The organism is Candidatus Poribacteria bacterium (genome assembly GCA_021162805.1).
Taxonomy (GTDB): Bacteria; Poribacteria; WGA-4E; order B28-G17; family B28-G17; genus JAGGXZ01.
In genome coordinates, this window is the sequence record JAGGXZ010000038.1 from 1 (window position 1) to 4,093 (window position 4,093).

The window sequence follows — 4,093 nt, forward strand, 5'->3', positions numbered from 1 at the left end:
AGAAGCAGTTCTTGGAGAGAGCACACCTGATCTTTACTCCTGGAGCCAACTCAAAAGAGCACCAGAGAATAGCAGAGCTTGAGAGGTTAGTAGGGAAGCTCACTTATGAACTGAGCGTCTCAAAAAAAGTATTCAGTCTGCTGGGCTATCAGAAGAGGGAAGTGATAGAGATGCTCAAGGAGGAATATCCGGTCAGGCTCCTATGCCAAATCCTCGATTGCGCTCCCAGCTCCTATTATTACAGATCAACCAAGGAAGATGACTTGCTCCTTAGAGAGGAGATAGAAAGGATAGCGATGGAGTTTCCCAGATATGGTTATCGCCGTATGACGGCAGAGCTGAGAAGAAGAGGATACGCTGTCAACCACAAGAGGGTCCTGAGAATCATGAGAGAAGAAAAGTGCAAGTGAGAGGATACCTCAAAACTACCCTTTCAAATCACCACCTTGGCAAATATCCTAATCTGATAAAGGATATTCAGATAGTGAGGCCAAATCAGGTTTGGTGTGGGGACATAACATACATCCGTCTGAAGAGAGAGTATGCATATTTAGCGGTTTTGATGGACGTATTTACAAGATCAATAAGAGGATGGGAGATATCAGGTAGCCTGGATGAGCAATTGACCATTTCCGCTCTACATAAAGCGCTAAGCTCTTACTCATCTGCGGAGATTCATCACTCGGATCAAGGAGTTCAATATGCCTCTAAAAGAGATAAAGATAAGCATGGCATCAAAGGGAGCACCTCAGCAGAATGCATATGCGGAGAGGCTGATAAGGACGTTGAAGGAGGAAGAAGTTTATCTCAACGAGTATGAAGATATACAGGATGCTAGGAGAAGGATAGGCTATTTCCTAGAGGTGGTCTACATGCAGAAGAGAGTTCACTCGGCTTTGGGATATCTGACTCCAAAGGAGTTCGAGCAAAGGTGGAGGAAGAGAGCCAATGGGGTTGAAAGAGATAGCCAGGTGTGATAAAATAAGGGTGGCGGAAAGAGGGGAATCAGAAGGAGGGTTGGTCAGATCTCCTTCTGATTCCCAGGGTAATGGGTTACCTCCCAATAAGATCGCCCAAAAATGTGTCCAAAATAATGGGTGCACTTCACACCAGAACCTGAAGGAAGTCCTAGAATTGTGTCTGGAGGAGTACTCCGGAGCTGTAGAAGACCTTCCTCGGTTTGTAGGGTTGCAGCAGATCGAGGTGGCCGGGTAAATCGTCTTCCTATTGTTAACGCCAAGACGATGGAGAAAATATAGTTGAAGCAGCTCCGAAGATTGACGACGGGGGTGTTTGCTAAGGCGAACCATCTTAAATAACGGAGAATGAGCTTGATCTCCGTATTGATCGCCATCGCCGCTATCCCGATGGCGTCAGGGCCAAATGGTGTGACGATCTATAAACCCGATAAAGGCTATCGCTACATGCTCTACTCCAGCTGGCAGACCGAGCCGGCCGATCTGATAGAGAGGCTGATGAAGAAATGACCAGATTGACGGTGATGGTCAGAGAGAGAATGGATGCCTTTAGGGGAGCGAAGGTCGGATTGGTGACCAACTCGACGGGGGTGGATGAGAAACTTCGCGACAACATATCCATCCTGATCGAACAGGGGGTTAAGGTCGAGCTGATATTCTCACCTGAGCACGGGTTATATCAGACCGGATCGCCGGGCGAAAGCATAGGGAATTTCCACGAACCCAGATACGACATCCCCGTCATCAGCCTCTATGGCCCCTTGAGGAAGCCTGAGATAGGGATGCTCTCCGATCTGGAGCTGCTTATCTACGACATACAGGATGTCGGAGCGAGGTTCTTCACCTACATATCGACGATGTTCCTGTGCATGGAGTCGGCGTCCGAGGCCGGGATATCTTTCATCTTGCTTGACAGGCCCAATCCCATAACCGGAACGATCATAGAGGGGCCGATCCTCGAACAAGGGTTGATTTCATTCGTCGGCATGCACCCCGTGCCGATCAGATACGGCCTGACGCCCGGCGAACTGGCCAAGTTGTATCGCGAGGATAGAGGGCTTGAGCTTGATCTGGAGGTCATACCGATGAGAGGATGGCGGAGGGACACGTAGTTCGACGAGACCGGTCTAGAATGGGTGATGCCCTCTCCTAATATGCCAACCCCCGCAACGGCTATCCTCTATCCCGGAACGTGCCTGTTCGAGGGGACGAATCTATTCGGAAGGAAGGGGTACCACGAGACCGTTTGAGCTCTTCGGAGCGTCCTGGATCGATCCATATCTTCTGACCGACGAGACACCGGAACCTGAGGGAGCCGCCTTGAGGCCCTGTTTCTTTAAGCCTGCTTTCTCGAAATACAAAGGCGATCTCTGTGGCGGCGCTCAGATACATATCATCGATCGGCGGAGATTTCGTCCCGTCAGGACCGTCCTCCGGCTGCTTCTTACGATCAAAAGGTTATATCCCGATAAGCTCGTCCTCAACGATCACTTCGATCGTCTCTACGGGACCGAATCGGCCAGAAGGGCGATTGAAGGGGGGGACGGGGTTGAAATTGAGGGGTTGATCGAGAGATGGAAGGGGGAATGTGAGGCTTTTAGGAGCAGGATTGAGCCGATCCTACTTTATCCCTAATATCTGTAGATGTCTTCTCCAGTTTCCCTTGACGATTCCCCTGCCGACGAGGGACTCGATCCGTTTGAGCGATTTCGAATCGATCTGAGGCAACCGGTTTGCCCACGGTGTTCCGGGCAGGGGCATGAAGATATGGGCGTAGGTCACGACGCCCATCCTCCCCATCTCCTCGGCAAACTCGAACGTAGCCTGACGATCCTCCTCGTTCTCGTCCGGGGCAAAAAATATCAGGTCGATCCTCGGCTCAAGCCCCGCCTGTTTTGTGATCTCCACTGCCCTTCTCACATCCTCGACTGAGTGTCCTCTGCCCATCAGTTTGAGCATTCTATCGCTTCCCGATTGCGCTCCGATGACAACAGTTCTGTTATCGCATAGCTCCTTGATCAGCCTCATCGCCTCCGGTTTCACCCAATCGGGCCTGATCTCTGAGGGGAAGGTTCCGAAGAATATCTGTCTCGCGCCCGCCCTTCGCAATCCCACGAGCAATTTCTCTATGGCATTTAGATTAGGCTCTCCCCTCTTCTCAGCCATATAGGCGAGGGAGTTCGGGGCGACGAATCTGACGATCTTCATCCCGCGTCTGGAAACGAATTCGATAACCGATTCGGGAGATCTATGATAGACCTTAAATCCGAAGACATATGAGACCTGGCAGAAACGACAACCGTATGGACATCCTCTAGATATCTCGATCCCTCTTGGCAGGGGGAGATGATCGGAGGAGATAGGATATTTGGATATGTCGAAGGAGCGGCCGGTTATAATTTCCTCATCGTCCGGTATCTCCCTCCGTAGAAAGCTCGCCATCTCCTCCTCGCAAGGTCCTGTAAAGACCTTATCGAAACCCAGCTTCAGCGCTCCGTATGGATCGCCGCTCGGATGAGGGCCGCCGGCTATGAGCACAATTTTATCGCCGTAGGCCTCCCTCATCGCCCTCACTTCCTCCCTGATTATCTCCAACTCAGATGTCCTGAAGGAGTAGCAGATCACATCGCCAGGTGAGGGATCGGCCCTTTCCGAGGACATGAATTTGGCTGATCCCTCACATGACGACCCGAGAGCGCATAGGGCGTTATGATTGGCTTCCGAATATCTCCAGATCACCCTTCCTGTTAATTCCATTCTATCTCTCTCCGGCCGTTTAGGATTATAACATATATGATATGAGGAGGAAGGGGAGGAGAATCGCTTCAGTGTAAGTCGGACGAGAGGAAAAGGGAAAAGGGTTATCTTGAGATAGGAACGCCCAGCCCGTGAACGATCAACTCAACCGGGGGTAAGTCAGTAAGAATCCAGAAATTCCCCAGCTTTCTACAGAGGGAGAAGAAAAGGTATAATTATAATGCCCCCTAGAGAGAGACCCTAAGAGGCACACAAAATGGGAGAGGAAATCAACAGGAGAATAATAACAGGATTCATCGACTTCTGCAATACTGATGCTGGTCACCTTCAAGCAGAGATCTCTGCTAAAGCTGGATCAG

The 4,093-nt window shown here is 50.6% G+C and carries 9 protein-coding genes; 8 read left to right on the forward strand and 1 reads right to left on the reverse strand.

All coding sequences use genetic code 11. The features are described from left to right. The 8 genes from J7M22_02790 to J7M22_02825 form a co-directional block, all read left to right on the forward strand. Nucleotides 1–410, forward strand: a 410-nt coding sequence (locus J7M22_02790) for a transposase (protein ID MCD6505532.1), incomplete at its 5' end; no start/stop codon positions are given. Then, complete coding sequence (locus J7M22_02795) at nucleotides 407–820, forward strand: DDE-type integrase/transposase/recombinase (GenBank protein ID MCD6505533.1); 414 nt, start codon at nucleotides 407–409, stop codon at nucleotides 818–820. The genes J7M22_02790 and J7M22_02795, both read left to right, overlap by 4 nt. After that, nucleotides 729–977 (forward strand): integrase core domain-containing protein, encoded by a 249-nt coding sequence (locus J7M22_02800; GenBank protein ID MCD6505534.1) that lies wholly within the window; start codon nucleotides 729–731, stop codon nucleotides 975–977. The genes J7M22_02795 and J7M22_02800 overlap by 92 nt, the downstream gene beginning before the upstream one ends. Then, nucleotides 949–1,215: a hypothetical protein gene (locus J7M22_02805; GenBank protein ID MCD6505535.1), complete on the forward strand. Its 267-nt coding sequence runs from the start codon at nucleotides 949–951 to the stop codon at nucleotides 1,213–1,215. Before J7M22_02800 ends, J7M22_02805 begins: the two co-directional genes overlap by 29 nt. 116 nt (nucleotides 1,216–1,331) lie before the next feature. After that, nucleotides 1,332–1,487, forward strand: coding sequence for a hypothetical protein (locus tag J7M22_02810; GenBank protein MCD6505536.1), 156 nt, complete (start codon nucleotides 1,332–1,334; stop codon nucleotides 1,485–1,487). Then, nucleotides 1,484–2,089 (forward strand): DUF1343 domain-containing protein, encoded by a 606-nt coding sequence (locus J7M22_02815; protein MCD6505537.1) that lies wholly within the window; start codon nucleotides 1,484–1,486, stop codon nucleotides 2,087–2,089. Before J7M22_02810 ends, J7M22_02815 begins: the two co-directional genes overlap by 4 nt. Nucleotides 2,090–2,131: 42 nt before the next feature. Then, nucleotides 2,132–2,227: a hypothetical protein gene (locus tag J7M22_02820; protein MCD6505538.1), complete on the forward strand. Its 96-nt coding sequence runs from the start codon at nucleotides 2,132–2,134 to the stop codon at nucleotides 2,225–2,227. A 70-nt stretch (nucleotides 2,228–2,297) separates the two neighbouring features. Next, nucleotides 2,298–2,612, forward strand: a complete 315-nt coding sequence (locus tag J7M22_02825; GenBank protein MCD6505539.1) for a DUF1343 domain-containing protein — start codon at nucleotides 2,298–2,300, stop codon at nucleotides 2,610–2,612. Here the strand turns inward: J7M22_02825 and J7M22_02830 are convergent. Then, nucleotides 2,598–3,734, reverse strand: a complete 1,137-nt coding sequence (locus tag J7M22_02830) for a TIGR04013 family B12-binding domain/radical SAM domain-containing protein (GenBank protein MCD6505540.1) — start codon at nucleotides 3,732–3,734, stop codon at nucleotides 2,598–2,600. The genes J7M22_02825 and J7M22_02830 overlap by 15 nt on opposite strands. Nucleotides 3,735–4,093: the final 359 nt, after the last annotated feature.

Bases quoted from the DNA above. Each gene is read 5' to 3' on its own strand.
- J7M22_02830 (MCD6505540.1), bottom strand. From the start codon at position 3,734: ATGGAATTAACAGGAAGGGTGATCTGGAGATATTCGGAAGCCAATCAT.
- J7M22_02815 (MCD6505537.1), top strand. From the start codon at position 1,484: ATGACCAGATTGACGGTGATGGTCAGAGAGAGAATGGATGCCTTTAGG.
- J7M22_02805 (MCD6505535.1), top strand. From the start codon at position 949: ATGGGGTTGAAAGAGATAGCCAGGTGTGATAAAATAAGGGTGGCGGAA.
- J7M22_02800 (MCD6505534.1), top strand. From the start codon at position 729: ATGGCATCAAAGGGAGCACCTCAGCAGAATGCATATGCGGAGAGGCTG.
- J7M22_02820 (MCD6505538.1), top strand. From the start codon at position 2,132: ATGCCAACCCCCGCAACGGCTATCCTCTATCCCGGAACGTGCCTGTTC.